The following is a 24,581-nucleotide window of genomic DNA, read 5'->3' on the forward strand; positions in this document are numbered from 1 at the left end:
TCAAGAATAGCATTGGTGCTCAGTGTCATGGCCGCTGTGCTTCTCAGCGGTTGTCATCCAAACATTGGGCGGGAAGTGACGCGGCCTGCAATGGCGGGGCCTGGCCAGGCCCTGGTCACCCTTTACCTGGAGACGGTCGGCGCCGGTCCGGCCAATATTACTCTGATTCTTGCCGATGTGGAGGTCCTCCAGGAGGGGGTCTGGTTGCCCGTTGTTTCCGGCCCTGTCGAAGTTAATCTGGCGCGGGATCGGGAACGACAGACGCTGCTGGGCCTTGGTGTGCTCCCGGCCGGTCGCCACGAGCAGTTTCGTTTTCGCATTCAGGAGGTGAGACAGGGACGCCGGGTTCTGGCCCTGGCGAGCGAGCAAAGCCATGTTGTTCTGGAGGCCGGTGCCGGCATCCAGCTGGATGAAGGAGACAGCCATTGTCTTTTCCTGCGGTGGCAACTGGACGATTGCCTCGACAGTCAGGAACGCTTTGTCCCTCGTTTCAGTCTTAAAGCGCAGACCGAACCCTTGACCAGTGAACTGCTCTATGTCCTTTGTGATGACATCAATACGCTTTATCTGGCCCGTTCCGATCGGAATTTTATTGTCTATTCGCTCGCCGTGGATGGGCCCGTCAGCGACCTCAGTCTCGACAAGGAAAGGCAGCTTCTCTATATCCTCAGTCGCGGGGCGAGAGCCCTGCTGGTTTTCGACTGCCAGCGTAATCGTATAGTCGACCGTGTGGCGCTGCCCGTAACCGTCGATCCGCGCTATCTTGCTCTTTCCACGGATGGAATTCATGCTTTTGTATCCGATGCGGCCACGGACAGGGTTGTGAAGGTTGATTTACGCAGCGGCCAGTTGGTACAGCAGGCCAGTGTGGGCTATCGGCCTGGGCGCCTTATTTATTTTGACGATGGCAGTCTGGGACGGGTCGCGGTAAGTTCTCCCGGCTCACAGCAGGTCTTTATTCTCGATGCCCAATCCCTTTCCCTGGTTTCCGCCCTTTCCTCAGGGTTTCAGCCGGAGGGGTTGTTCGTGGCCGGCAGTGTCCTCTATGTCTGCGATCGCGGTAGTCAGACAGTCACTGCCTGGTCCCTCCGTTCCCGCTCCGTGCTCAGCCATATTCCGGTAGGACGGGAACCGGTATCTCTGGCTGGCGACGGCGGCGATAAGATTTATGTGGCCAACTATGGCGACCAGAATCTCTCCGTGATTACTCGAGGCCAGAATATGGCGCTGCGACAGATTCCCGTCGGTCGTGGTCCTTATTCCTTCGCCTATCTCGGCCACCGCAACGTGCTGTATGTTGCCAACCGTCTTTCCCAAACGGTCACTGCCCTGGATATCGCAAGTGAAAGGCCCTTTGCTACGCTTGCCCTTGGGGGAACCCCCCTGTTTCTGGCCGTGCAGGATTGAGGTGATGCAGACCATGAAGCGCATTTTTCTAAAGCCTTTTTGGCGGATTCCTGACCGGCGTTATCACCGTCTGATCGTCCTTTTGGTCGCTTTGTCGCTGGGTGTCGCCATAATATGTGGAGGCTTTGGCCAGAGCCGTGCGCTTGCCGAGGAAGGTGCCTGCCTTGGGTGCCACCAGGCGACCTGGGATCGGGACCTTGGTCGTTTTTATGTCCATGCCCCTTTCATGGAAAAGAAATGCGGTCACTGTCATGTTGCCGCCTCTTTCAAGGAGCCGCAAGCCTCCGTCCCTGTACCACCACCGTCTGCTATTGATTGGTTCCGTCGAAACAGGGTTCCTGCCAGCGATCATTGGTTCGCTTTTTCACCGAGTTTGGTCGCGGATCACCTCTGGATCGAAACAAGGGAAGGAAAAAAGAGTCAAAATCCCTATTATGTGAGTCTTCCACCCTTGGAGAGTCTGCCAGAGTTTGCCAACGACGGCGGGCCTCCGCAGATCGGCCGAGTCGAGGTTCAAGAGGTCAGCCTGGGAGTTTTCGTCTCGGCGCGCATCACCTGGACAACCGACGAGTTTGCCGATTCCTCCCTGCGTTTCGGATTAGGGAAATTGACTGAGGAATCAACCCGAGATTTCAACCTGCGGCAAAACCATGAGGTTATTCTCTCTGGCTTGGAGCGAGGGAAGGAGTACCTCTTCTCGGTTGTCTCGGAAGATGTGTTTGGTAACCGGGCTGTTTCCGTTCCGATGGCCTTTTCGACACACCGTAATCTTCCCTCCAATGAATCGGATGCAAAGACTTCAAGTCCATCTATGCTGAACTCTACCGAGTTGTCCCTGATCCACCGCCTGCATCGCGCCGGTGACCAATACCTCCTCCTGGTCGAGGCCCCTCAGCCTGTCACAGTTTCCCTCGGTAAAAACGCCGTTGCTGCTAAAGGGCCCAATCGCCTGGCCCAGACACCTCTAAATAGTGGTGACCCCACGCATCCTCCCTTGCAGGATGAAGTATTTCTCAATATCAGTGTCTGCCTGAACTGCCATCAGAATATCAGCCAGGCCATGTCCCACCCCATTAATATTCTGCCGCCCAGGGGGATGCTCATTCCGCCCGAATACCCGCTCCTTGCCGACGGCAGAATGACCTGTATGTCCTGTCACCTCCGGCATGGCTCAGACCTTCCCTTTCGTATGATCAAATCGTCGAGGAAAGAACTCTGTATCGGCTGCCATGTCAATTACTGAGGGCGATTAATAGAATTGCTTCACTATCCAGATTACCCCTTCGGCGAGAGGAAAAATTATGACTCAGGACTTTAAACGAAAAAAACTGAACCTTCAGGTTGAGCGCGAGTTCCAGCTTTGGCTGCTGGTGCGTATTCTTGGGGTGATTCTGCTCTGCTCAGTGGTCGCCGGCCTCATTTTGTATTTATTCGCCCGGCAGGAGACCGCCGCCTCTTTTTATCAGGCCCATATCAAGATCCGCCGAGTGAGCGACCTACTGTTTCCGGTTGTGGCCGCGGGTTCGCTGGTGAGCCTGGCCAGCGGCGTTCTTCTGGCTCTTTTTCTGCCTCAGAAAATTGCGGGGCCGATATATCGTATTGAAAAAGACCTCGAACAGTTCAAACATGGTGACTTGACCGTCACTATTCGTCTCCGGCAAGGAGACACGCTGCAAGACTTTTCCCAAAACCTCAACAATATGGTTATTTCAATCCGTGAGCGGGTGCAGGCAGTCAAGGATGATCATGGGGCCTTGCAGGTGCTTGCGGCTGACTTGGACGATCCTCGGCTTAAGGAGGCCTTGAATAGACAGAATAAAAGCCTGAGTCAGCTGAAAACCGATTAGAAAAAAAGTCTCTGGTATTTCAGGTGTACGAGATGGTTTCGGTGAGAGTTGTTTTCGCCAGCAAGCTGTCTTGTGTGGGGGATATGCCCCAGCTAAATGGGTGGACTAGGGCATATCGCCCAGCGTAATGACCTTTTTGGGCTGTTGCGCTACAATAAATGAGAGCGCCTGAAGATTAAAATCCATAAGTATTTGAATTTTAATGGAACCTTGCTTGGCTTATAAAAAGCTGATTTTATAAGGAATTGGCACCTTGTGTGCAGTTATTAATGTTGATGGATGCCGGTGTGTAACCAGACCGAAGCGCCACCTGCCAGGCGTTGGTCTTTCGAAGCTACAACCGGCGATCACACAGATTTAACTACAGGAGGTGTTAAATGAAAAAAAACATGAAAATCGTACTGCTCGCCGGCTGCTTGTCCTTTATTGCCTCCGGCACGGCTTTTGCCGTATCGGGGCCCTGTGTCAACTGCCATACCATGCATCAGACCGACGGATCGGGTAACGTCATGTCCGGTGCTTCCACCGCGCTGCTCAACAAAGCCGATTGCTATGCCTGTCACAGCGGTGCTTCCGGTGGGGCACCCAAGGTTGACAAACAGACGAATATCTCTGCCGGTGGCAGTTTTTACTGGGTGGATCAGGGCGTTGATACCGTCGGCCATAATGTGGCCTATCTGACCAACAACACGGATGGTATTTTGACTGCCCCCCCAGGGTTTGGCAGTGGGGAAGCGGCCCCCGATACATCAGTGCCTTTTGGCGGGACCTATACGAATCAGGCCTTGACTTGTGCTGGTACCACTGGTTGTCATGGTACCCATTCCATAGCCAGTGACATGGCCGCATTGCAGGGCGCTCACCACAGCAATGCCAGTGGCGCCGTTGACGCCGCCCTTGATGCACTCCCCGGTGACAGCTATCGTTTCCTTAAGGGGATCAAGGGGTACGAGGATCCAGAATATGAGGTGGGTACGGGGCACAACCGTTACTATGGCGTTGATGGCGGTGGCGATAACCAGACTATCAGTGCACTTTGCGCTCGCTGCCATGGACAGTTCCATGGTGATGCCGAAACTTACGCTGATGGTTGGATCCGTCATCCGACCGATCTCGACCTTTCTTCAGCTTTTGGTAGCGAGTATGTGGTAACAGCCTACGACAAGAATGTGCCCCTCGGTTCAAGTGTCGTGGCCATGAGTGACAGTGTGGACTCGACTACGAATTCAAATCAGGTTGTCACCTGCCTCTCCTGTCATCGTGCTCACGGTTCTGATCAGCCCGACCTGCTGCGCTGGGCCTACACGGATATGGTCGCCGGTACCAGTGATGCTGCCATCGCCGGGACTGGTTGTTTCTACTGTCACACGACCAAAGACGGTATCTGATTTAGCTCTTGCGACAGGAGTTTCATGTGCGGGCCGAGCCTATTTTGGCTCGGCCCGCAGCTGTTTTGACTCAATCCGAATCGTCTATGCTTTATAGTTTTATCTGTTTTTTTTGCATTAACTTTCTTTAAAAAATTGTGGTGAAATCACAGGTAATGGGGGCAAAATTGTCACCAGTGTAGGTGATTTGCCCTAGTCTGTTTTTTGTGTATACTACAAACATAAAAATAACTTCATCTAAAAGCGTCTAACGTCTCAAAAAAAAACAAAAATTAAAACTTATAAAAAATATCTAATTTTGATTTGTTTTGGCATCTAATCTGCTATCTATAAATAGGCATATGGTAGCTGAGGGGTTCGGTCGGCGCGCTTAGAGCGGCAAGAATAAAAAAAGGAGGATAACCTATGGGTGGTTTTGCTCACGAAGATCATTCTCGGGCCATGCACCTGATGAACGAGGCGCGAAAGATTTTGTTTCATGAGTTGCACTGTCCAGGGGGACTGTGTCGTGAACTCATTGAGGGCGTTGATAGGTTGGGCCTTTCCTTCGAGTTTGCGGAAAATCCAGACGAACCCATCACTCTGTGCCCTCATTGCGAGTGTCTTTATTGGGAAGAAACGGAGCAGGGGAGGCGGAGGTGTCTCAGTTGCGATCATGAGTGGAGCGAGGACTCAGAGTAGCTTTGGTGGAGAAAGATTATGCCGCAAACAGACGTTAAAAGAGCCCTTGATTTATTGAAAGAGGCTTATGATATCCTTAAGAAAACCGAAAATCAAAACTTGAAAAAATCGGCTGACTACCTTAAACAGTCAATCGAATGGATAAAGCAGCTTTGATCTGGAGGTTTGGATTAAAACACGACAGAAATTCCAACTTTTAAAGCAGTAAATCAAGATAGAGCAATAAAGATATAGCACTTCTCCCTTCTCATTTCGTTTTGCCCGCCAATCTTTCCTGTATTTCAGGGTCAAAAGTTCGGATTGAAGAACGACATGAACTTTCGTTCAATCAGCAGATGCGGGGCAACTGTTCACCGGTCAGCATATCGACGGAACGCAGTCCCCCAATGGCTGTTCGCAAAGTCACCCGCCCGAAATTGCTGCCCTGAATCTCGCCGATGAAGCAGGCTTGGTGCCCAAGTGGGTGTTTTTTCATGGCATGTAGAACATCGGCTGCCTTATTTTCAGCGACAACGCAAAGAAGCTTGCCTTCGTTGGCCACATAGAGAGGGTCCAGGCCGAGGAGTCTGCAGATGCCGTGGACTTCGCGGCGGCAAGGCAGGTGTTTTTCCTCGAGGATTATTTCGACCTGCGACTGCAGGGCGATCTCCTTCAGTGTGGTGGCAACGCCGCCTCGTGTCGGGTCGCGAAGAACATGAACGGAGTGTCCTCCCGCGGCGAGAATGTCGGCAACCAGGTCATGGAGAGGGGCGCTGTCGCTGCAGATATCAGCCTCAATTTCAAGATTTTCCCGTCGAGAGAGAATGGCCATGCCGTGATCGCCGATGGTGCCATTGATGAGAACTTTGTCGCCGGCTCTGGCCTGGCTGCCGCCCAGGGTGATGCCGTGCTCGACGATGCCGATACCGGCTGTGTTAATAAAAATGCGATCCGCTTTGCCGCGGGGAACAACCTTCGTGTCTCCCGTAACAATAGCGACATCAGCGGCTTTCGCCGCTTTGCGCATGGATTGCAGAATAAGCTTCAGGTCCGCAATAGGCAGGCCTTCTTCAAGGATTAGGCCGACGCTGATGGCGAGGGGGCGAGCGCCGCTCATGGCCAGATCGTTGACCGTGCCGTTTATGGCCAGATCGCCAATGTTGCCGCCGGAAAAGAACAGGGGATCGACCACGTAGGAATCGGTGGTAAAGGCCAGTCGCCCTTCGCCTGGAGGGATAGCCAAGACCGCCGCGTCGTTCTGGTCTTTTAAGGCCGTGCCTGAAAGGGTGGGGATGATGAGGTCGTCAAGGAGTTGATGACTGAGCTTGCCGCCGCTGCCATGGCCGAGGAGGATGATGTCGTTATGCATGAAAGGCTCCGAGGTCCGTTCTGGTCCTTTTATCGGTCGATTATCGATCAGATTCCAAACCGGTAGGCGGCGGCGCAGGTTCCTTCGTTGGAGACCATGCAGGCGCCGACCGGGTTTTCCGGGGTGCAGGTGCGGGCAAATAGAGGGCAGTCGCCCGGCTGTATGAGACCTTTCAGGATGTCGCCACAACGGCAAGCGGGGCTTTCCTTTGACAGGGGGATGGCCACAGGCCAGATTTTTTCCGCGTCAAAAGAAGCAAACTCTTCTCTGAGGCGCAAACCGCTGCCGACGATGGTTCCCAGACCCCTCCATTCGGCATCGCAGGGCTCAAAGACTTTGGCCAGCAAGGCTTGCGCCAGGCGATTGCCCGCCGGTGTAACGAAGCGCTGGTACTGAATGTCGACCCGCGGCCGCTCTTCCAGGATTTGCGCCAGCGCCATGTCGATACCCTGGAGAATGTCGAGGGGTTCGAATCCGGTAATGACACAGGGGATGCGGCGCTCCTCAGCAAGGAACCGGTAGGCATCGGCCCCGATGATCGCGCTGACATGGGCGGGGCACAGATAGCCATCGACGGTGAGGTTGGCATCGGCCGTCAAGGCCGCCATGGCAGCAGGCATGGTCTTGTGCGCGCAGAGGACGGAAAAATTGTCCATCCCTTCGTCTTGCGCCTTGACCAGCGTGGCGGCGACAGTCGGTGCGGTGGTCTCGAAGCCGATCCCGAGAAAGACGATGTGCTTCTGTGGATTTCGGCGTGCCAGGGCCAGAGCGTCAAGAGGCGAATAGACAATCTGGATGTGGGCGCCAAGGGCCTGTTCGCGCAGAAGACTGCTGGCGGAGCCGGGCACCCGGACCATGTCGCCGAAGGTGGCGATGAGGATATCCTTTTGCTGTGCCAGGGCGATAGCGCGATCGAGGGTCGATACGGGGGTGACGCAGACGGGGCAGCCGGGGCCGGAGACGAGGCGCAGGTTCGGGGGAAGAAGGTCGCGGATACCGTGCTGATAGATGGACATGGTGTGGGTGCCGCAGACCTCCATCAGGGTAATGGAGGTCGGGTGGGCGGCCAGGCGTTTTTGTAGACTGTCCGCATAGCCGCGGGCGATTTCGGGATTCTGGTAGTCGCCGTCCGGCATCAGGTCGGGCCTTCACCCTGATCGAGCACGGCCCGAAAGGCCGCCAGGGTCTCTTCGGCCTGGGCCGGGTCGAGGCGCGCGATGGCAAAGCCGGCGTGAATGAGGACGAAATCGCCGATGGCGACATCTTCGATCATCATCAGGCTGGCATCGCGCTCAACGCCATCCACTTCACAGCGGGCGACATCTCCGTCAATAGTGACAATCCGCATGGGCACGCCAAGGCACATGGTACTCCCTTTGAGTTAGGTGGCTTTCAGTCTTTTCTGATTGGCCTGCTGAGTCAGCCAGGCAAACCACTCATCCAGGCCTTCACCCGTCAGGCAGGAAAGTTCGATGATGCGCATGTCGGGATTGATCTGGCGGGCATAGCTCAGGCAGCGCTGCAGATCGAAGGGGAGATAGGGGAGAAGATCCGTTTTGTTGATGAGCATCAGGCTGGCGGCCCGGAACATGTGGGGATATTTGAGAGGCTTGTCTTCGCCCTCGGTCACCGACAGCACGACGACCTTGTGATCTTCACCGAGATCAAAGGGGGCCGGGCAGACCAGGTTGCCAACATTCTCGATCATCAGGATGTCCAGCTGGTCGAGAAGGAAATGATCCAGTCCGTGGCCGACCATGTGGGCGTCAAGGTGGCAGCCGGTGCCGGTGTTGATCTGGTGTACAGGGACTCCCGTGGCGGCAATGCGATCGGCGTCGTTGGAGGTCTGCTGGTCTCCCTCAAGTACCGCGAAACGCAGTTTGCTTTGGAGTTGCTGCAGGGTTCGCTCCAGCAGGGTTGTTTTTCCCGAACCGGGTGAGCTGACCAGATTCAGGGTGAAGATGCCCTGTTGCGCCAATCTCTGCCGGTTGCCCTCGGCCAGACGATTGTTTTTGGCCAGCAGGTCCTCTTCGATGCGGATGGTGCGTGAAGCCGACTCATGATGATGTGTCTCCGGCCCGTGAAGATGATCATGGTGATGGTGGTCCTGCGAGGATCCGCAACCGCAATCGATACACATGGTTATTCAATCTCCATTTCTTGAATGCTCAACTCATTACCTGTCAGGGTTTCGAGAGTGAAACTGCCGCAATGGGGACAGCTGATAGTCAGAATGTCCATGGAAATCTCTTTTCCGCATTGAAGGCAGTGTCCTTTGCCAGGGATGTGGTCGATGAGCAGTTTGGAATGTTCAAGAAAAGTGTTTTTGCAGCAGGCTTCAAAGCAGAACGCGACTGCGTCGGGCATGACCCCCGAAAGGGCACCGATGGCCACCCTGACCTGCAGCACCTTTTGCGCTCCCTGCTCCAGGGCATGGGCTTGGGCAATATCGACGATGCTTTGTGTGATCCCAAGTTCATGCATGGCCACTCCCTGACAGGAAGAATGAGAAACGCTCTGTTCTCGACTATAGGGGGTGTATTGGCGAAAATCAAGAACCGGCCCGGATAAATTTCATGGTGATTGATTCTCTTCTTGGGGCGAGGGGGGATTTTTGGTTTTTTTCTCTTGAAGTAACGGGACACTTGTGTTAGAAATCTGCCTCTTGTCGGGGTGTAGCGCAGCCTGGTAGCGCACCTGCCTTGGGAGCAGGGGGTCGGAGGTTCGAATCCTCTCGCCCCGACCAGTTTTGCGCCAGTAGCTCAGTTGGACAGAGCAACGGCCTTCTAAGCCGTGGGCCGGGGGTTCGAATCCTCCCTGGCGCGCCAATTCGAATTCGGCCGGGAAAAACAAAAGTTTCCCGTTGACAAGCAGACTGTCGTTTGGCTAGTATGTGCAGGTTTTATGGTGGGTGTAGCTCAGTCGGTAGAGCACTGGATTGTGGCTCCAGTTGTCGAGGGTTCGATCCCCTTCACTCACCCCATTTATTATCTCTGGCCCGCCTTTAAGCTCAACCTGTCGAGTGCAGTATTCCTGGCAGGTAGGCTGGACAAAGGCCGGGCTTTTTCATTTGTTACTCAGGCAGGACGGTATGTTATTCGTCCCGCTGTGCGGATTGCCGAAAGAAATTCTGCGACGACGTTTTTTCCGTCACGTTCTCATCGGTGAATCCACAACGAATTAATGGCTCCTCTGTTTACGATTAATGCGAGAGTGGCGGAACTGGCAGACGCACTGGACTTAGGATCCAGCGGGCAACCGTGGGGGTTCGACTCCCCCCTCTCGCACCATCTTTTATCTCCTTTCGACACGTAATATTCACTGGTTCCAGCGGCACACGGACTAGGCAAGCCGTGTTCGTCGCAAAAATTCATTTCGGGCGAGGTAGACATGAATGCGAAAATAGAAGATATCAGCAGCGTCAAGAAAAAGATCTCTTTTGAGGTTCCCGCGGAAAAAGTCAACGAGGAAATCGAAAATGCTTATAAGAAAATTGCCAAGTCTGCAAAAATAAAAGGTTTTCGAGCCGGAAAGGTGCCGCAGGCCATTCTGGAGAAGACTTATGCTCCGCAGATGGAAGAGCAGGTTCTCAACAGACTTATCAGTGATTCCTATTTCAAGACGCTGGTCGAACATCGTATTGCTGCCATATCCGATCCAGAAATCATCGATAGCAGTGCCATCGAAAAAGGTCAGCCTTTTACTTATGAAGCTCACGTCGAGGTGAAGCCGGAGGTCGAAGTCAAGGATTATACCGGTCTCACCCTCCAGAAGGAGCGCCTGGAAGCGGGTGATGAGGTGATCGCGGAACGCCTTGAAGAGATGCGTGCCGGCCGTGCCGAAAAAGAAGTAACCAGCCGCAAAAAAGCCCGTGCTGGTGATTTTGTTGTCATTGACTTCGAAGGTTTCCTCAACGGGGTTCCTTTTGCTGGCGGAAAAGGCGAGGACTACGAGCTGGAGCTTGGGTCGGGAAGCTTTATCCCCGGATTCGAAGAGCAGGTCGAGGGGATGAAGCGCGGCGAAGAAAAAGAGATTTCCGTTACTTTCCCTGAGGAGTACGGTAATAAGGAGCTTGCCGGGCAGCCTGTAGTGTTCAAAGTGTCTGTTAAGGAAATCAAGGAGAAAGCGTTGCCCGCCCTTGATGATGAATTCGCCAAAGGCTTCGGGCTGGAGTCACTGGATGAGCTCAAATCAAAACTGAAAGAGGCGCATGTCGCCCAGGAAACCAACCGCATTGATGGCGATCTGCGAGAGCGCCTTATGACTGCCCTGATCGAACGCAACTCGGTTGAAGTTCCTGAGGCCATGGTGCAGTCGCAGCTTCAGTATATGCTGAAAAATATCAGTAATCGGCTCCAGTCCCAGGGGATGAGCCTTGAAATGATGGGGATGAATGAAGCCTCCTTCAATGCCATGTACCGCGAGACCGCTGTCAAACAGGTGCAGGGCAGCCTTATTCTTGAAGGGGTTGCCCGTCAGGAGGGGCTGAAGGTTGAAGAGGGCGAGATTGATGGTAAGCTCGAACAAATTGCTGCTATGTCCAACGCTCCCCTTGAGGCCGTCAAAAAGTATTACGCCGCCGATGAAGCGCGTCAAGGGCTGATGGCGCAGATCGCCGAAGAGAAGGCCGTCGAGTTCCTGTTGGACAAGTCGACGATTAACGAAGTGGACAAAGCCGAACTGGCTGGTCCGGATCAGGACGCAGGCAAGGAGTAAACACGATGAGCCTTATCCCCATGGTAGTTGAGCAGACGGGTCGGGGTGAACGCGCCTACGATATCTATTCCCGTCTGCTGAAGGATCGCATTATTTTTCTGGGTGGTCAGATCGAAGACCATATGGCGAATCTGATCATTGCCCAATTGCTCTTTTTGGAATCCGAAGACCCGGATAAGGAGATTTTTCTCTACATCAATTCTCCGGGAGGCGTAGTGACGGCCGGTATGGCTATTTATGACACCATGCAGTATGTCAAAGCGCCTGTTTCCACTATCTGTGTCGGACAGGCCGCCAGCATGGGAGCAATGCTCCTTGCTGCTGGTGAAAAGGGAAAGCGTTATGCACTTCCCCATGCCCGTATCATGATTCATCAGCCTCTGGGCGGGTTCCAGGGGCAAGCTACGGATATCCACATTCATGCCCAGGAAATTTTGCGCATGAAGGATTCTCTCAACGAACTGCTGGCCCATCACGCGGGACAAAAAATCGAGCGTGTGGCCGCCGATACAGAGAGGGATTTCTTCATGGGTAGCGAAGCCGCTAAAGAGTATGGTATCATCGACGATATCGTTAAACGCAAAACCTGACTTTTTAGCGCGGAGGATTATTAGTGACTCACGAAAATGGTGGAAATGGGCAGCTTAGCTGTTCGTTTTGCGGCAAGGCCCAGGATGAAGTCAAGAAGCTCATTGCCGGGCCAGCGGTTTATATCTGTGATGAGTGCATTGAGCTGTGCCGCGACATAATTGCCGAAGAAGCCAAGCTGGATGAATCGACAGGCGGAGCCGAGCGACTGCCCCGGCCCAGCGAGATCAAAGATATCCTGGACGATTACGTCATCGGCCAGGAACGGGCCAAGAAAATTCTGGCCGTCTCCGTCTATAATCACTACAAGCGTGTGGAGTGTTTTGGTAAAACCGGTGACGTCGAGGTCCAGAAAAGCAATATTCTGCTGCTCGGGCCTACCGGTAGCGGCAAGACGCTTTTGGCGCAGACTCTTGCCCGAGTTCTCAATGTTCCCTTTGCCATCGCCGATGCGACCAACCTTACGGAAGCCGGTTATGTCGGTGAGGATGTCGAAAATATCATTCTCAACCTTTTGCAGGCCGCCGACTACGATCTGGAAAAGGCGCAACGGGGTATTATTTATATCGACGAAATCGATAAGATTGCCCGTAAATCGGATTCACCCTCCATTACACGGGATGTGTCTGGAGAAGGAGTGCAGCAGGCTCTGCTCAAAATTATTGAGGGGACCATGGCTAGCGTCCCCCCCAAAGGGGGAAGAAAACATCCGCAGCAGGAATTTCTTAAAGTCGATACGACAAATATTCTCTTTATCTGTGGCGGAGCTTTTTCTGGTCTCGACTCGATTGTCGCCCAGCGGATCGGCGCCAAAACGATGGGATTCGGCGCGCAGATGCGTAGTCGTCGAGAAGAAAACCTCGGTGAACTGCTGGCCCAGATCGAACCGAGCGACCTGCTGAAATTCGGCCTTATTCCTGAGTTTATCGGCCGGTTGCCTGTGGTGGCGACCCTCAACGAGCTTGATGAGGAGTCCCTGATCCAGATTCTCAAGGAGCCCAAAAACGCCCTGGTGAAGCAGTACCAGAAGCTCTTTGAAATGGAAAAGGTCAACCTGAAATTTACCGATAGTGCTCTGGTGGCGGTTGCCCGTGAAGCGATCAAGCGCAAAACGGGTGCCAGAGGATTGCGGTCCATCCTGGAGAACGCCATGCTTGATGTCATGTACGATATCCCGGCCCAGGACCGCGCCAAAGAAGTGGTCATCAATGAGGATGTCATCCTGAATAAGGCCAAGCCGATAATTCTTTATGAGTGTGCCGAATCTGCCTGACAGGCGACCGGGCCATAATTATGATGAGCTACTATGAATGATTTTCAGGAGCATTCCAGGGACATAGACGAAGCACCTGAGCTTTATCCCCTGCTTCCTTTGAGGGATATTGTCATCTTTCCCCATATGGTCACTCCGCTTTTTGTCGGTAGGGCCCGTTCCATCCGTGCGCTTGAAGGCGCGATGGAAAAAGACAAGATGGTTTTTCTGGCGACCCAGAAAGATCCCAAAATTGATGAACCCGAAGAAGCCGATATCTACACTGTCGGGACTCTCGGTCAGGTGGTTCAGCTTCTCAAGCTTCCCGATGGTACGGTCAAGGTTCTCATTGAAGGGAAACAAAGGGGTCGCATCACTCATTTCGTGGAGCAGGAGGATTGCTTTTTTGTTGAAGCCGATATCCTCCCTGATCAGGATGTTGATTCTCCTGAAATAGAAGCGTTGCTTCGAAGTGTCAAGGACACCTTCGAGAATTATGTCAATCTGAGCAAGAAAGTTCCGCCAGAACTGGTGGCTTCCATCTCCGGCCTCTCTGAGGCTGGACGTCTTGCCGACACGGTTATTGCCCATCTTAACGTACGCATTGTCGACAAACAGGATATTCTTGCTCTTGTCGACCCCCGTCATAGGCTTGAAGCCCTTCTCGCTCTGATGGAGCGTGAGGTGGAGATTCTGCAGATTGAGAAGAAGATCCGCAGCCGTGTCAAAAGCCAGATGGAGCGTAGCCAGAAAGAATATTATCTCAACGAGCAGATGCGGGCCATTCAGAAGGAACTCGGCGAAAAAGATGAGTTCAAACAAGAGAACCGGGAGCTCGAAGAAAAGATTCATAAAAAGCGCATGTCCAAGGAAGCGACCGAAAAGGCCCTGGCAGAGTTGCGCAAGCTTAAAATGATGTCTCCCATGTCGGCGGAAGCCACCGTCGTGCGTAACTACATCGAGTGGCTGGTATCCTTGCCCTGGAAAAAAGGGACTAAAGACCGGTTGGACTTGGAATACGCCGAGAGCATACTCGAGGCCGATCACTATGGGCTCGACAAGGTCAAGGAAAGAATCGTTGAATATCTGGCGGTTCAGGCTCTCGTCAAAAAAATCAAAGGACCGATACTTTGCCTGGTTGGCCCCCCTGGTGTTGGCAAAACATCACTGGGGCGTTCCGTGGCTAAGGCCTTGGGAAGAAAATTCGTGCGCATTTCCCTCGGCGGGTTGCGGGATGAAGCTGAAATTCGCGGACATCGTCGGACCTATATAGGCGCCATGCCAGGAAAGATTATTCAGGGATTACGCAAGGCTGACGTGAAAAATCCCGTCTTTCTGCTGGACGAAATCGACAAGATGAGTGCTGATTTTCGCGGGGACCCTTCTTCTGCGCTTCTTGAAGTGCTTGATCCTGAGCAGAACAATACCTTCGGTGATCATTTTCTAGACGTGGATTACGATCTTTCCACCGTTCTTTTTATTGCTACAGCCAACACCTTGCATGCCATCCCCCGTCCCTTGCAGGACCGCATGGAGGTCATCAGGATTGAAGGCTACACGGAGGAAGAGAAGCTCCATATCGCCCGGCAGCACCTGCTCAGAAAGCAACTGGAAGCGCATGGCCTTACCGAGGAACAGGTCAGCTTCTCGGATACCGCTCTCTATGAAATTATTCGCCGCTATACCCGGGAGGCGGGCGTCAGAAACCTGGAAAGAGAAATCGCCAATATCTGTCGGAAGGTGGCTCGCGAGGTCGTTCGTTCCAAAGACAAGAAGAAGCGCTTCAATATAGGGGCTCAACAGGTTAAAAAGTATTTGGGTGTGCAGCGTTTCAATTACGGCGTCAAGGAAGAACTCGATGCGGTTGGACTCGTTTCTGGACTGGCCTGGACAGAAGTTGGCGGAGAGCTGCTCACTATCGAGGTTAGCGTTATACCCGGGCAGGGAAAGCTGACCATTACCGGAAAACTAGGCGACGTTATGCGTGAGTCGGCTCAGGCCGCCGTCAGTTACGTGCGCTCCCGGTGGAGAGAACTCGGGCTCGAAAAGGATTTTTACCCTAAGGTAGATATCCATATACATGTGCCTGAGGGCGCTATACCCAAAGATGGCCCTTCCGCGGGGATAACGATGGCTACAGCCTTGGCTTCGGCCCTTACAGGGCGCCCGGTAGACCGGAGCCTGGCCATGACCGGCGAGATAACCCTGCGAGGACGGGTGCTGCCCATTGGTGGACTGAAGGAAAAACTTCTGGCCGCCAAGCGTGCCGGCATCGACACGGTTCTTATCCCCAAGGACAATGAGAAGAACCTGGAGGAGGTGCCCCCAACCATCCTCAAATCGTTGAAAATCATTCCCGTGGCGCACATGGACCAGGTCGTTTCCGAGGCGCTTGCCGGAGAACCAATCAAGTCAGAAGAAGGGGATGAAAGCTATGTCTCCACGCCTGAAGAACCAGTCCGACACTAGGTTGAAATGCCGAAATAATCTCTTGACACTCTTTTCCGAAGTCTGATATATATTACCCGATTTCAGCGGGGCTTTGTTAAAACTTAAACTTGGAGGTATGTTGTGACGAAAGCTGATCTTGTAAATGCGATGGCCGAAAAGGCAGGACTGAGCAAAGCTGATGCCGAAAAGGCACTCAAAGCCTTTACCGATGCAGTGACCGATGCGCTCAAGGCCGGTGAGAAAGTGGCCCTGGTCGGCTTTGGAACCTTCAGTGTTGGCGAACGCGCCGCTCGTACTGGTCAGAATCCCCAGACTGGTGCCAAAATTCAGATCGCCGCTGCCAAAATGCCTAAATTCAAGGCTGGCAAGGCTCTTAAAGATTCCGTAAACTAATTACGGTTTCAAACGAGAATAAGCAGCAAGTAGGAAACAAAAAATAGCGCTTCCAACGCCACTTTTCCTCTCTTCGCCTATTTATTGTTTCCTATTTCTGTCTCTGCGGGGCTGTAGTAGAGTCGGTTACAACGCCGGCCTGTCACGCCGGAGGTCGCGGGTTCAAGTCCCGTCAGCCCCGCCATTTATTAGGGCGAATAGCTCAGTTGGGAGAGCATCGGCCTTACAAGCCGAGGGTCACAGGTTCGAGCCCTGTTTCGCCCACCAGTTTTAAAGTAAGGCTGCCCTGGCAGTAATAATTGGGGCTGTAGTAGAGTCGGTTACAACGCCGGCCTGTCACGCCGGAGGTCGCGGGTTCAAGTCCCGTCAGCCCCGCCATAAAAAAAGACGCCTTTTTCGGGGCGTCTTTTTTTTATGAATTTTTAGTCAGGTGAAGAAGACCTTAAGGCAATTCTACCTTGCCCACACAGAGGCGGTTTCCGCCCTGATGTTTGGCGGAATACATGGCAAAGTCAGCCTGGGTAAAAAGTAGATCAATCACGTATTCAGCCTCCCTCCCTTTCTTGCTCACCAGCTCTTCTTTCTGCAACGAAACCAGACCGATACTCGCTGTCATGTTAAAGGATTCACCGGTGGCGTTAAAAGGAACCTCGGCGATGGCTGCCAAGAGGCGTTCCCCTAAAAGCCTTGCTCCTTCTTCATTTGTCTCTGGCAGAACAATAGCGAATTCTTCACCGCCAACTCGGGCCAGAAGATCCGTATCTCGCAACATTTGAAGAAGTTTTTTGCTGATTGTCTGCAGTACCTGGTCGCCTATCTTATGTCCATAGCAGTCATTGACCCTTTTGAAACGATCCAGGTCCAATAGCAGAAGAGAGAAGGGATGGCTGTAGCGAATGGAGCGACTGAGGATGTTTTTTCCCTCAAGAAAGAAAAAGCGGCGATTGTAGAGTTCTGTCAGTTCGTCGACGAGAGAGAGTTTCTTGTAGTGGGTTTTTAATTCGGTTGTTTCCACCAGCAAAGTTTCGAGCTCATAAGTGCGAGCTTTTACCTGCTCGTTCATGTTGTTGAGCAGGCGATGTGTAGTAATGAGTTGACCCACAAAGGAGGCAAATAAAGGCAATAAACGAATATGCCATTCGTTGAAAAAATTTGGTTGAGGATGAGAAAGGGCGATCACCCCAAGTTTCTCCTGCCCAGAGAAGATCGGAGTACACATCAGGGAAAGTTCCTGTGATTGCTCGACTTCGGTAATCACCGTATTCTCAATTTGGCCGGATTCCAGGATTCGAGCTAGTCGGTCCTGACTTAAAACTGGTTTTTTGACAGAGAGATCAAGCCTTGTGGCGTGGGGCATCAGTTCAGACCAGCTACAAGCAGCCGCTTCAATTAGTTGCCCCTGTTCTTCAAGAAAAATGGATCCAAAGGCAACCCCAAAATGATCGATAAGCGTTTCAAGGGCTGGTTTGAGCCATTGGTCCTGGTCAATAACTTCCGGCCTTATTTTGCTGAGATCCTGCAAGGTGGAAAGAGCTGCCAGCATCTGATCGAAGTGGGCTGCCATATTGTTCAGTGCGTACGCTAAAGAGGCTTGCTTCATGTTTTACCCTCCTGCCAGAAGACCGGCCATGATGGCAAGTTCCTCTCGCTTTGCCGAGAGGGCTGAAAGTTGATTTTCGATCTCTTGTGGTTTTAAGGGCAGTTTAGTGGGCAGGCTTTCTGGTAGCGTAAGGGTGCTCTCCTCAGAATAGAGGTGACCCGCTAGACGACAGCTCAGCCCAGTCAGTAACACCAGTTCCTGGTAGGGCCCATGATAGAAGGGGTCGTCGTGGAAGGATATGGCTCTTATAAGGTTTTCCGGCAATCCCCAGCGACGCGCCAGCCAACCGCCGACAATGAGGTGGTCAATACCAAGAAGTTGGCGGGTTTTTGTTCGCAATGAGCCTTCTGTCCTGTCGGCCAGAATCTTTTCGAACTGATCTGGAAAGGTGTTGACCAGAGCGAGGACACCAAAGTTGTGAAGGAGTCCCGCCGTGTAGGCTGTTCCAGCATTAGGACTTTGCGTTCCGGAGAGGTAGGGAGCCAGTCCTTGCGCAATCGCGGCGCAGGCCGAAGACCTGAACCAATGGCGTTTCTGGTCAAAACTGGGGCATGTCTTTTGAAATGTTTTGCCGACAGCCATGGCCAACATCAGGCTTTTGGTCAGAGAGAGCCCAAGTACGCGGATTATCGCATCCTTGGGGGTTTCAATATGCCGACGATGCCCGTAATAGACCGAGTTGGCATAGCGCAGGATGCGCATGGTGATTTCGGGACTCTTTTCGATAACCTCGACTACCCGGTCCAGTTCAACCTGTTCGTCGGCAGTAATAGCGAAAATTTCAGCAGCCAGACCTGTAGGCGCAGGGATCTCCTGAAGGTAAAGCAGTCTTTCCTGGGCAATGGCCGAAAGATCGGAGTGATTATTCTGATCTGTAAACAAAGCTGCCCCCTAACTGTTTTCCGCAGAATCAATCGGGATGGACGGGGTGCCGAAAAAATCGCGAATTGTTTGAGCTATGCCTTTTGCATCGAGGCCATAAAGGGCTCGTAATTCAGATTGGCTGCCCTGCTCAACGAATTTGTCCGGCAACCCAAGCCGGAGAACACGGGCTGTAATCCCCTCGTCGGCCAGCAGTTCCAGAACGGCGCTGCCAAAACCGCCCTGCAGGACATTCTCTTCCAAAGTAATGACCAGACCGGTGCGCATGGCTTCGCTGGTAAGCAGATCCCGGTCCAGGGGCTTAATAAAGCGGGGATCGACCACCGCCAGGCTGATTTCAGACGAGGCGAGGGATTCAACTGCCTTGAGGGCTTCCTCTACCATAACCCCGACAGCAAAAATGACACCATCCGCCCCTTCACGTAATATTTCACCCATTCCAATGGTCAGCGGTTTAACGGGCTCGCTTGCTTCGAGTCCAAGGCCATTGCCGCGTGGGTAGCGGTAGGCGAACGGTCCATCGTGCAAAGAGGCCGTTTTCATGACGCGCCGCAGCTCGTTTTCATCCCTGGGGGCGGCAAAGGTGAGGTTGGGCAGATTGCGCAGATACGAAAGATCGAAAACACCATGATGAGTCGGCCCATCGGCTCCGACGAGACCGCCACGGTCAAGAGCGAAGGTGACCGGCAGATTCTGCAGACAAACATCATGGAGGACATTATCATAGGCGCGTTGAAGAAAGGTCGAATACAGCGCGACTACCGGGCGCAGTCCTTTACAAGCCTGACCAGCAGCAAAAGTGACCGCGTGCTGTTCGGCTATACCAACATCATAGAAGCGTTCGGGAAACCGCTCTGCAAATTCCTTTAGTCCTGTTCCCTCCAACATGGCTGCGGTAATCGCTGTGATGCGGGGATCTTCCTGGGCTAATTCAGCCAGGTACTGACCAAAAACCGCGGTGTAGCTCTGTGCGCCTGACTTTTTCTCCACGACGGACCCGGTCTCCCGGTCAAAGGGGCCGACACCGTGGAAGAGGGCAGGATTCGCTTCAGCCGGTGGGTAGCCTTTGCCTTTGCGTGTGAGGACATGTACCACGATCGGGCCCTTCATCCTGGAAACATTCTGAAATGTTTCGAGAAGATCCTCAAGTTGATGGCCATCAATCGGTCCGAAGTAATCAAAGCCGAAGGCTTCAAAAAGCATCCCCGGTGTGAGAAAGCCTTTGAGGGATTCTTCGGCGCGCCGGGCCAGGTTCAGAAGATCTTTGCCAAATCGTGGAACATGATTCAAGGCGTTTTCGGTTTCTTTCTTGAAACGGAGGAAAAATTCGGAGGTCATCTTTCGGCTGAGGAAAGAGGACAGGGCACCGACGTTGGGCGATATGGACATTTCGTTGTCGTTGATCACAACGATGAGGTTTTTCTTGAGGTGTCCAGCCTGGTTCATCCCCTCAAAGGCCAGTCCGGCGGTCAGCGAACCGTCTCCTATGACAGCGACGATCTTTTCATCGTCGTTTTTAAGATCGCGTGCGGCTGCCATGCCGAGTGCCGCCGAGATGGAGGTACTCGAATGGCCGACGTCGAAGCAGTCATGGGGACTTTCTGAACGTTTTGGAAAGCCGCTGATGCCATCCAGCTGGCGCAGGGTTGAAAAACGATCGAGGCGACCTGTCAGCAGTTTGTGGGCGTACGCCTGGTGACCCACGTCCCAGAGGATATTGTTGACAGGTGTGGTAAAGACCCTCTGTAGGGCGATCGTCAGTTCGACCACACCCAAAGAGCTGGCAAGATGCCCACCTGTTTGAGAGACGGTGCCGATAATCTCGTCCCTGATTTCCTGGGCAAGGGTCGTCAGTTCTGTAAGGGAGAAGTTCTTCAGTTCGGCTGGGGATTCAAGTCTTTCCAGAATACGGCTCATGTTTTTCCTCATCTATCGTTAGCTGGATCGGTCCACAATATAACGGGCGATCGCTCTCAGCGGCTCAGCGCGATGGTCGAACAGGTCGAGGGATTCAATGGCCAGGTCCTTGAGCTCCTGGGCTCGACGTTGTGCCTCTTCCAGGCCCATGAGAGCAGGGTAGGTTGCTTTGCCGCGGGCCTGGTCGCTGCCAATGTCTTTACCTAGAATTTCCTGGTCTCCAGTGATGTCGAGAATGTCATCGGCTATCTGAAAGGCCAGTCCGGCCGCCTCGCCGTAGCGGGAGAGAGCGTCAAACTGTTCCTGGCTGCATCCACCGATGAGGGCACCACACTGGAGACAGGCGAGAATAAGAGCCCCAGTCTTGTGGGTGTGAATATATTGCAGGGTGGGAAGGTCGATCTCGCGCCCTTCCGCGTCCATATCCACCACCTGTCCCCCAACCATCCCCATGGAACCGGCGCATCGGGCCATGATGTTCAGAACCTGCAGTCGGGTTTCCGCAGAGTTATTCTCTGAAATTCCTGACGCGGAAAGCAGGTTGAAGGCCTCCGTCAGGAGAGCATCACCAGCCAGAATAGCTGTGGCCTCGCCAAAAACCTTGTGGTTGGTAGGACGGCCGCGCCGGAAATCATCGTCATCCATGGCAGGAAGATCGTCATGAATCAGGGAATAGGTGTGGATCATTTCCATGGCGCAGGCTGCAGGAAGAACCGCTTCGATATCGCTACCTACTGCTTCGCAGGCAGCGATCATCAGTATGGGGCGTACCCGCTTGCCGCCGGCAAAGATCGAGTAGCGCATGGCTTTATGAAGTGATGCCGGCAGGGTTTCTTCACCGGGCAGGTAGTGGGAAAGGGCGGTGTCAACCCGTTCCTGGTGGGTTTTCAGGTAGGCTTTGAGATCCATGCGGACTCCGGTATATAAAGAATTATTCCGTTTTGTCGAATGGTTCCGTGGAAAAGTTTCCTTCCCTGTCCTTCATGAGAAGCTCCACTTTGGTTTCCACATCCTTGAGGTATTTTTGGCACTGTTTGGCGCTGACCATACCGGCCTCAAAATATTCAAGAGCCTCTTCCAGGGCAAGATCACCGCTTTCCAGGCGCTCTACAGCCTTTTCCAAACTTTTCAAGGCTTTTTCGAAAGAATCCTTTTTCGCCATTTTGCTCCCTCAGAAATGGATGATTATCCCTGTGCTACCGGGATGAGTCAAGGTTTTTCGGGGTCAGAGAGCGTCCGACAGGAAGAGGTGCGATGCGTTTATCCGGCCAGATGGTGCCCCAGTGCGGGTGTGGTCCGCTGGATCGTAAGATGGCAGCTTCTCCAACCAGGATTTCTGCAGGTTCAACATGGGTTGAGGCCTTCCCAAACAATTGCGGGGAAAAGGAGGGAAGCAAGGGAAAAACAGCGAGTGGCCTTCATGGTGAAACCTTCTTAACCTGGACCTCAGCGCTTCCTTGACCGAAACGAATGTTCAGGTGGTCTCCCGGTGTCAGTTCTCTGGCTTGGCGCACGATATCACCAGTCTCTTCCCTGAAGGCGATGGCATACCCGCGGGTGAGGGTTTTGAGGGGGGAAAGAGTGTCCAGACGGGCTACTGTCGATACAAAATAACTTTCTGATTTTTCCAGTTTTTGTGCCATGGCCTTTGTCAGGCGCAGGCTGAGGTTCTCCTGATGCTGCTTCCTTATCGCCAGGGACTGGGCAGGAGACCTCAGTCGTCTGGTCAGACCCTCAAGGCGTTCCTTGAGGAGGTGGAGCTGGTTGCTCATGGGACTGGCCAGCCGCAGAATCAGGTGGTCAACATGTCCTTCCAGTTCCTGGCGGTTTTTGACGACCAACTCGGCCGCGGCGCTGGGAGTTGGAGCTCGGAGGTCGGCGACAAAGTCGGCGATGGTCACGTCAACTTCATGACCGACGGCAGAAATGACTGGAATTTGCGAGGCGTGAATGGCTCGGGCCACTCTTTCCTCGTTAAAAGCCCAAAGGTCTTCCAGGGAGCCGCCCCCCCGGCCGACGATAAGAACATCTACCTCCCCCTGACGGTTCAGGTCGGCAATGGCTTCGGCGATTTCCCCGGCGGCTTCTTCGCCCTGCACCCTGACCGGGCGGAGCAGAACGCGCAAACCGACGCTCCGTCGCTGCAAGACCGTGATAATGTCATGTATGGCCGCCCCCGTCGCTGAAGTGACAACGCCGATAACCTGTGGGAAGGCAGGCAGGGAGCGTTTGCGATGGGTGTCGAAAAGCCCTTCAGCCATGAGTTTCTGTTTCAGTTGCTCGAAGGCCAGCTGAAGGTTGCCAAGTCCTCTTGTTTCCATGGTCTCAACGATCAGCTGAAGATCTCCCCTTTGGGTGTAAAGAGAAATGCGCCCGCAACAGAGAACACGAGTACCGTTTTCCGGCCGAAAAACCAGGGCTCTGGCCTGGGCTCGGAACATTATGCAACGAATCTGGGCGTTTTCATCTTTGAGGGAGAAATACCAGTGCCCAGAAGAGGCAGGGGTAAAGTTGGATATTTCCCCCTCGACCCAGACTTGTACAAAGTTATCCTCAACAGTCTCTTTGAGCAGGGCATTCAGGCGGCTGACAGTCAGGATTTTTTCGGGATGGGAGAAAATGCTCATAACAATATCTTGGGGTTGGAAGTTGACAAGTTGTTGGTTATGCCCTATATCTAGGGTTTGAAAACCAGGAGATGAGCCGATTGACAAATCAACCTTACATTATAACTGTATCCAGTGAAAAGGGGGGCGTGGGCAAAACTACTCTTGCTACCAATCTGGCGGTTTATCTTAAGGCCCTCAACGAGGACCTGCCCGTCACCCTGTTCAGTTTTGATAATCATTTCTCCGTCGATCAGATGTTCCGCATCGGGCGCGGATCAGGAGAGGGGGAGGTGGCGGACCTCTTTACCGATCGTCCCTTGCAGGAAATAGTTGAACTCGGTGAGTATGGTGTCCAGTTTATTCCCTCCAGTCGGGATTTAAGCCCACTGCGCAGCCGTGTGGACCGTGTCGATATCCTTGGACGCATTCTGGCAAATTCCGGCCTGCAGGGGATCGTCATCATCGATACCCGTCCCGATCTCGATGTGTTTACCCAGAACGCTCTTTTCGCCTCGGATCGCGTCATCGTGCCGGTAAAGGATGCCCCCTCCCTGGAAAACTGTCGCAATCTCTATGCTTTTTTCGACCGCCTCCAGTTGCCGCGGCGGGCGATCCGGGTTCTGCCCTGCCTGCTTGATTCGCGGGTTCACTACAGCGGTACCTTCAAGGACTCCTATCAGCTTCTCAAGGGGTATGCTATCAACCGGGGTTACCGCTGTTTTGAAGGCTATATCGCCAAAAGTCCCAAGGTGGAATCCCTCAACACAAATCCCGAAGGTCGTGTCTATCCCATATTGACCCATGGGCGCGGTACCGATGTTCACTTGCAGTTTGCCCATCTCGCCCGACAGGTATATCTGGGCATCAGGGGAGATGACGAACGTCGTCTGGCGGCCATAAAGACGGCAGTTCATGATGAGTCCCTGCGCGACGAGGCTGCCTATCTGGAGCGCAACTCCCGGGCCCATTCGTCCTGCCTCGTTTGCGGAAGGTCTCTGCTGGCAGACGGTGTCGTGAGTCAGGCTGGTTACTTTGCCGAAACCTCCGACGGTCGGGTTCTTGGTTTCATGCATGACGACTGCTTCAACCAACTGGCTTTGACCCACTTCCATGGAGTCGCGCCGACCTCGGCCGCCGAGGGCACCCTGAAGGGCTTTTTCCGGGAGTCGGCGACGCAGGCCTATTTCGTCCTGCATCGCAAGCCGGGGACAAGTGGTTACTTTCGGCAAGAGCTGTCATTCTACCGCTTCGATCAGGCTGGGCTGGAAGTTTCCCATAAGTCCATCATGCTGGATTCTCTATCGAAATCTTCCGATCTACAGCAGCTTCTGGCGGCCACGATCGCCTCGGCGGATGGACGCCTTGGGGAAGAGTTTCTCCTGATCCGCAAAGTTCACAGCGATACCCCGGAAGAAATTCTGACCAGCGGCGAATATGCCGTCTTACAGGCAGTCGGCGAAAAAATCCGCCGCCAGCTGCCCTGATATGCCCTCCCGTTAAAC

The 24,581-nt window shown here is 53.4% G+C and carries 22 protein-coding genes and 7 tRNA genes; 18 read left to right on the top strand and 11 right to left on the bottom strand.

Annotation, left to right across the window (positions count from 1 at the left end; all coding sequences use genetic code 11):
- The first annotated feature begins 27 nt into the window (after positions 1-27).
- The 5 genes from AOP6_RS05770 (at position 28) to AOP6_RS05790 (ending at position 5,479) form a co-directional block, all read left to right on the top strand.
- Entirely contained in the window at positions 28-1,407 is a 1,380-nt protein-coding gene (locus AOP6_RS05770; RefSeq protein ID WP_155875654.1) for a YncE family protein, read from the top strand.
- A 13-nt stretch (positions 1,408-1,420) separates the two neighbouring features.
- The gene (locus AOP6_RS05775; protein ID WP_213194782.1) at positions 1,421-2,650 is read left to right on the top strand and encodes a cytochrome c3 family protein; all 1,230 of its coding nucleotides are present in this window, start codon (positions 1,421-1,423) and stop codon (positions 2,648-2,650) included.
- Positions 2,651-2,708: 58 nt separating this feature from the next.
- Entirely contained in the window at positions 2,709-3,254 is a 546-nt protein-coding gene (locus AOP6_RS05780; protein ID WP_155875656.1) for a methyl-accepting chemotaxis protein, read from the top strand.
- 377 nt (positions 3,255-3,631) lie between these two features.
- The gene (locus AOP6_RS05785) at positions 3,632-4,642 is read left to right on the top strand and encodes a cytochrome c3 family protein (protein WP_155875657.1); all 1,011 of its coding nucleotides are present in this window, start codon (positions 3,632-3,634) and stop codon (positions 4,640-4,642) included.
- Between the two features lie 699 nt (positions 4,643-5,341).
- Positions 5,342-5,479, top strand: coding sequence for a hypothetical protein (locus tag AOP6_RS05790; protein ID WP_155875658.1), 138 nt, complete (start codon positions 5,342-5,344; stop codon positions 5,477-5,479).
- A gap of 172 nt (positions 5,480-5,651) precedes the next feature.
- On the opposite strand, the gene hypE is transcribed toward AOP6_RS05790, so the two are convergent.
- Genes hypE through hypA form a run of 5 tightly spaced genes read right to left on the bottom strand, consistent with a single transcriptional unit; the run spans position 5,652 to position 9,155 of the window.
- Positions 5,652-6,671: a hydrogenase expression/formation protein HypE gene (gene hypE / locus AOP6_RS05795; RefSeq protein WP_155875659.1), complete on the bottom strand. Its 1,020-nt coding sequence runs from the start codon at positions 6,669-6,671 to the stop codon at positions 5,652-5,654.
- Positions 6,672-6,718: 47 nt separating this feature from the next.
- Positions 6,719-7,807, bottom strand: a complete 1,089-nt coding sequence (gene hypD, locus AOP6_RS05800) for a hydrogenase formation protein HypD (RefSeq protein WP_155875660.1) — start codon at positions 7,805-7,807, stop codon at positions 6,719-6,721.
- Positions 7,807-8,037, bottom strand: a complete 231-nt coding sequence (locus AOP6_RS05805; RefSeq protein ID WP_155875661.1) for a HypC/HybG/HupF family hydrogenase formation chaperone — start codon at positions 8,035-8,037, stop codon at positions 7,807-7,809. Before AOP6_RS05805 ends, hypD begins: the two co-directional genes overlap by 1 nt.
- Before the next feature lie 15 nt (positions 8,038-8,052).
- The gene (gene hypB / locus AOP6_RS05810) at positions 8,053-8,811 is read right to left on the bottom strand and encodes a hydrogenase nickel incorporation protein HypB (RefSeq protein WP_155875662.1); all 759 of its coding nucleotides are present in this window, start codon (positions 8,809-8,811) and stop codon (positions 8,053-8,055) included.
- A 2-nt stretch (positions 8,812-8,813) separates the two neighbouring features.
- Complete coding sequence (gene hypA, locus AOP6_RS05815; RefSeq protein WP_155875663.1) at positions 8,814-9,155, bottom strand: hydrogenase maturation nickel metallochaperone HypA; 342 nt, start codon at positions 9,153-9,155, stop codon at positions 8,814-8,816.
- Positions 9,156-9,340: 185 nt separating this feature from the next.
- Between hypA and AOP6_RS05820 the strand changes: the two genes are divergently transcribed.
- From AOP6_RS05820 to AOP6_RS05875, 12 genes are all read left to right on the top strand, one after another.
- Positions 9,341-9,417: transfer RNA gene (locus tag AOP6_RS05820), tRNA-Pro, on the top strand.
- A 5-nt stretch (positions 9,418-9,422) separates the two neighbouring features.
- Positions 9,423-9,499 (top strand) — tRNA-Arg (locus tag AOP6_RS05825).
- Positions 9,500-9,578: 79 nt separating this feature from the next.
- Positions 9,579-9,654 (top strand) — tRNA-His (locus tag AOP6_RS05830).
- 224 nt (positions 9,655-9,878) lie between these two features.
- Positions 9,879-9,961, top strand: a tRNA-Leu gene (locus AOP6_RS05835).
- 100 nt (positions 9,962-10,061) lie between these two features.
- Entirely contained in the window at positions 10,062-11,387 is a 1,326-nt protein-coding gene (tig, locus tag AOP6_RS05840) for a trigger factor (protein WP_155875664.1), read from the top strand.
- A 5-nt stretch (positions 11,388-11,392) separates the two neighbouring features.
- Positions 11,393-11,977, top strand: a complete 585-nt coding sequence (gene clpP / locus AOP6_RS05845; RefSeq protein ID WP_155875665.1) for an ATP-dependent Clp endopeptidase proteolytic subunit ClpP — start codon at positions 11,393-11,395, stop codon at positions 11,975-11,977.
- 23 nt (positions 11,978-12,000) lie between these two features.
- A complete protein-coding gene (gene clpX / locus AOP6_RS05850) occupies positions 12,001-13,248 on the top strand; it encodes an ATP-dependent Clp protease ATP-binding subunit ClpX (RefSeq protein WP_155875666.1) in 1,248 nt (415 codons plus the stop codon).
- Positions 13,249-13,281: 33 nt separating this feature from the next.
- Positions 13,282-15,696 (top strand): endopeptidase La, encoded by a 2,415-nt coding sequence (gene lon, locus AOP6_RS05855; protein ID WP_155875667.1) that lies wholly within the window; start codon positions 13,282-13,284, stop codon positions 15,694-15,696.
- Between the two features lie 102 nt (positions 15,697-15,798).
- Positions 15,799-16,071 carry an HU family DNA-binding protein gene (locus tag AOP6_RS05860; RefSeq protein WP_155875668.1) on the top strand — a complete coding sequence of 91 codons (273 nt, stop codon included), beginning with the start codon at positions 15,799-15,801 and terminating at the stop codon, positions 16,069-16,071.
- 107 nt (positions 16,072-16,178) lie between these two features.
- Positions 16,179-16,255, top strand: a tRNA-Asp gene (locus AOP6_RS05865).
- Positions 16,256-16,262: 7 nt separating this feature from the next.
- A tRNA-Val gene (locus AOP6_RS05870) sits at positions 16,263-16,338 on the top strand.
- A gap of 34 nt (positions 16,339-16,372) precedes the next feature.
- Positions 16,373-16,449: transfer RNA gene (locus AOP6_RS05875), tRNA-Asp, on the top strand.
- Between the two features lie 64 nt (positions 16,450-16,513).
- Here AOP6_RS05875 and AOP6_RS05880 read toward each other — a convergent pair.
- From AOP6_RS05880 to xseA, 6 genes are all read right to left on the bottom strand, one after another.
- Positions 16,514-17,671 (bottom strand): sensor domain-containing diguanylate cyclase, encoded by a 1,158-nt coding sequence (locus AOP6_RS05880; protein ID WP_155875669.1) that lies wholly within the window; start codon positions 17,669-17,671, stop codon positions 16,514-16,516.
- A gap of 3 nt (positions 17,672-17,674) precedes the next feature.
- Positions 17,675-18,553 carry an HDOD domain-containing protein gene (locus AOP6_RS05885; RefSeq protein WP_155875670.1) on the bottom strand — a complete coding sequence of 293 codons (879 nt, stop codon included), beginning with the start codon at positions 18,551-18,553 and terminating at the stop codon, positions 17,675-17,677.
- 9 nt (positions 18,554-18,562) lie between these two features.
- On the bottom strand, positions 18,563-20,470 hold the full coding sequence (gene dxs / locus AOP6_RS05890) for a 1-deoxy-D-xylulose-5-phosphate synthase (RefSeq protein WP_155875671.1): 1,908 nt from the start codon (positions 20,468-20,470) through the stop codon (positions 18,563-18,565).
- 18 nt (positions 20,471-20,488) lie between these two features.
- Positions 20,489-21,379, bottom strand: a complete 891-nt coding sequence (locus tag AOP6_RS05895) for a polyprenyl synthetase family protein (RefSeq protein ID WP_155875672.1) — start codon at positions 21,377-21,379, stop codon at positions 20,489-20,491.
- A 22-nt stretch (positions 21,380-21,401) separates the two neighbouring features.
- On the bottom strand, positions 21,402-21,632 hold the full coding sequence (gene xseB, locus AOP6_RS05900) for an exodeoxyribonuclease VII small subunit (protein ID WP_155875673.1): 231 nt from the start codon (positions 21,630-21,632) through the stop codon (positions 21,402-21,404).
- 256 nt (positions 21,633-21,888) lie between these two features.
- Positions 21,889-23,097 (bottom strand): exodeoxyribonuclease VII large subunit, encoded by a 1,209-nt coding sequence (gene xseA / locus AOP6_RS05905; protein WP_155875674.1) that lies wholly within the window; start codon positions 23,095-23,097, stop codon positions 21,889-21,891.
- An 80-nt stretch (positions 23,098-23,177) separates the two neighbouring features.
- Here xseA and AOP6_RS05910 point away from each other — a divergent pair, with 80 nt between their 5' ends.
- Positions 23,178-24,563: a ParA family protein gene (locus AOP6_RS05910; protein ID WP_213194783.1), complete on the top strand. Its 1,386-nt coding sequence runs from the start codon at positions 23,178-23,180 to the stop codon at positions 24,561-24,563.
- Positions 24,564-24,581 lie beyond the last annotated feature (18 nt).

The sequence above is a fragment of the Desulfuromonas sp. AOP6 genome (genome assembly GCF_009731355.2).
GTDB lineage: Bacteria > Desulfobacterota > Desulfuromonadia > Desulfuromonadales > SZUA-540 > SZUA-540.

What these genes read in the sequence shown, in the direction of transcription:
- AOP6_RS05770 (WP_155875654.1), top strand. Translation starts at nt 28, where the DNA reads ATGGCCGCTGTGCTTCTCAGCGGTTGTCATCCAAACATTGGGCGGGAA.
- AOP6_RS05775 (WP_213194782.1), top strand. Translation starts at nt 1,421, where the DNA reads ATGAAGCGCATTTTTCTAAAGCCTTTTTGGCGGATTCCTGACCGGCGT.
- AOP6_RS05780 (WP_155875656.1), top strand. Translation starts at nt 2,709, where the DNA reads ATGACTCAGGACTTTAAACGAAAAAAACTGAACCTTCAGGTTGAGCGC.
- AOP6_RS05785 (WP_155875657.1), top strand. Translation starts at nt 3,632, where the DNA reads ATGAAAAAAAACATGAAAATCGTACTGCTCGCCGGCTGCTTGTCCTTT.
- AOP6_RS05790 (WP_155875658.1), top strand. Translation starts at nt 5,342, where the DNA reads ATGCCGCAAACAGACGTTAAAAGAGCCCTTGATTTATTGAAAGAGGCT.
- hypE (WP_155875659.1), bottom strand. Translation starts at nt 6,671, where the DNA reads ATGCATAACGACATCATCCTCCTCGGCCATGGCAGCGGCGGCAAGCTC.
- hypD (WP_155875660.1), bottom strand. Translation starts at nt 7,807, where the DNA reads ATGCCGGACGGCGACTACCAGAATCCCGAAATCGCCCGCGGCTATGCG.
- AOP6_RS05805 (WP_155875661.1), bottom strand. Translation starts at nt 8,037, where the DNA reads ATGTGCCTTGGCGTGCCCATGCGGATTGTCACTATTGACGGAGATGTC.
- hypB (WP_155875662.1), bottom strand. Translation starts at nt 8,811, where the DNA reads ATGTGTATCGATTGCGGTTGCGGATCCTCGCAGGACCACCATCACCAT.
- hypA (WP_155875663.1), bottom strand. Translation starts at nt 9,155, where the DNA reads ATGCATGAACTTGGGATCACACAAAGCATCGTCGATATTGCCCAAGCC.
- tig (WP_155875664.1), top strand. Translation starts at nt 10,062, where the DNA reads ATGAATGCGAAAATAGAAGATATCAGCAGCGTCAAGAAAAAGATCTCT.
- clpP (WP_155875665.1), top strand. Translation starts at nt 11,393, where the DNA reads ATGAGCCTTATCCCCATGGTAGTTGAGCAGACGGGTCGGGGTGAACGC.
- lon (WP_155875667.1), top strand. Translation starts at nt 13,282, where the DNA reads ATGAATGATTTTCAGGAGCATTCCAGGGACATAGACGAAGCACCTGAG.
- AOP6_RS05880 (WP_155875669.1), bottom strand. Translation starts at nt 17,671, where the DNA reads ATGAAGCAAGCCTCTTTAGCGTACGCACTGAACAATATGGCAGCCCAC.
- dxs (WP_155875671.1), bottom strand. Translation starts at nt 20,470, where the DNA reads ATGAGCCGTATTCTGGAAAGACTTGAATCCCCAGCCGAACTGAAGAAC.
- AOP6_RS05895 (WP_155875672.1), bottom strand. Translation starts at nt 21,379, where the DNA reads ATGGATCTCAAAGCCTACCTGAAAACCCACCAGGAACGGGTTGACACC.
- xseB (WP_155875673.1), bottom strand. Translation starts at nt 21,632, where the DNA reads ATGGCGAAAAAGGATTCTTTCGAAAAAGCCTTGAAAAGTTTGGAAAAG.
- xseA (WP_155875674.1), bottom strand. Translation starts at nt 23,097, where the DNA reads ATGAGCATTTTCTCCCATCCCGAAAAAATCCTGACTGTCAGCCGCCTG.